The sequence below is a fragment of the Shigella sp. FC1661 genome (assembly GCF_001712525.1).
Classification (GTDB): Bacteria; Pseudomonadota; Gammaproteobacteria; order Enterobacterales; family Enterobacteriaceae; genus Escherichia; species Escherichia coli.
This window is the reverse complement of the sequence record NZ_MDGW01000304.1, coordinates 1-1,658: the sequence shown is the minus strand read 5'-3', so window position 1 is coordinate 1,658 and position 1,658 is coordinate 1. Positions and strand designations below refer to the sequence as shown.

The window sequence follows — 1,658 nt, the reverse complement described above, 5'->3', positions numbered from 1 at the left end:
ATCAGACAATCTGTGTGAGCACTGCAAAGTACGCTTCTTTAAGGTAAGGAGGTGATCCAACCGCAGGTTCCCCTACGGTTACCTTGTTACGACTTCACCCCAGTCATGAATCACAAAGTGGTAAGCGCCCTCCCGAAGGTTAAGCTACCTACTTCTTTTGCAACCCACTCCCATGGTGTGACGGGCGGTGTGTACAAGGCCCGGGAACGTATTCACCGTGGCATTCTGATCCACGATTACTAGCGATTCCGACTTCATGGAGTCGAGTTGCAGACTCCAATCCGGACTACGACGCACTTTATGAGGTCCGCTTGCTCTCGCGAGGTCGCTTCTCTTTGTATGCGCCATTGTAGCACGTGTGTAGCCCTGGTCGTAAGGGCCATGATGACTTGACGTCATCCCCACCTTCCTCCAGTTTATCACTGGCAGTCTCCTTTGAGTTCCCGGCCGGACCGCTGGCAACAAAGGATAAGGGTTGCGCTCGTTGCGGGACTTAACCCAACATTTCACAACACGAGCTGACGACAGCCATGCAGCACCTGTCTCACGGTTCCCGAAGGCACATTCTCATCTCTGAAAACTTCCGTGGATGTCAAGACCAGGTAAGGTTCTTCGCGTTGCATCGAATTAAACCACATGCTCCACCGCTTGTGCGGGCCCCCGTCAATTCATTTGAGTTTTAACCTTGCGGCCGTACTCCCCAGGCGGTCGACTTAACGCGTTAGCTCCGGAAGCCACGCCTCAAGGGCACAACCTCCAAGTCGACATCGTTTACGGCGTGGACTACCAGGGTATCTAATCCTGTTTGCTCCCCACGCTTTCGCACCTGAGCGTCAGTCTTCGTCCAGGGGGCCGCCTTCGCCACCGGTATTCCTCCAGATCTCTACGCATTTCACCGCTACACCTGGAATTCTACCCCCCTCTACGAGACTCAAGCTTGCCAGTATCAGATGCAGTTCCCAGGTTGAGCCCGGGGATTTCACATCTGACTTAACAAACCGCCTGCGTGCGCTTTACGCCCAGTAATTCCGATTAACGCTTGCACCCTCCGTATTACCGCGGCTGCTGGCACGGAGTTAGCCGGTGCTTCTTCTGCGGATAACGTCAATGAGCAAAGGTATTAACTTTACTCCCTTCCTCCCCGCTGAAAGTACTTTACAACCCGAAGGCCTTCTTCATACACGCGGCATGGCTGCATCAGGCTTGCGCCCATTGTGCAATATTCCCCACTGCTGCCTCCCGTAGGAGTCTGGACCGTGTCTCAGTTCCAGTGTGGCTGGTCATCCTCTCAGACCAGCTAGGGATCGTCGCCTTGGTGAGCCGTTACCCCACCAACAAGCTAATCCCATCTGGGCACATCCGATGGCAAGAGGCCCGAAGGTCCCCCTCTTTGGTCTTGCGACATTATGCGGTATTAGCTACCGTTTCCAGTAGTTATCCCCCTCCATCAGGCAGTTTCCCAGACATTACTCACCCGTCCGCCACTCGTCAGCGAATCAGCAAGCTGATTCCTGTTACCGTTCGACTTGCATGTGTTAGGCCTGCCGCCAGCGTTCAATCTGAGCCATGATCAAACTCTTCAATTTAAAAGTTTGATGCTCAAAGAATTAAACTTCGTAATGAATTACGTGTTCACTCTTGAGACTTGGTATTCATTT

At 53.0% G+C, this 1,658-nt stretch carries 1 rRNA gene; it reads right to left on the bottom strand.

What is annotated here, in order from left to right:
• Positions 1 to 44: 44 nt before the first annotated feature.
• Positions 45 to 1,586, bottom strand: a 16S ribosomal RNA gene (locus BFF42_RS16325).
• Positions 1,587 to 1,658: the final 72 nt, after the last annotated feature.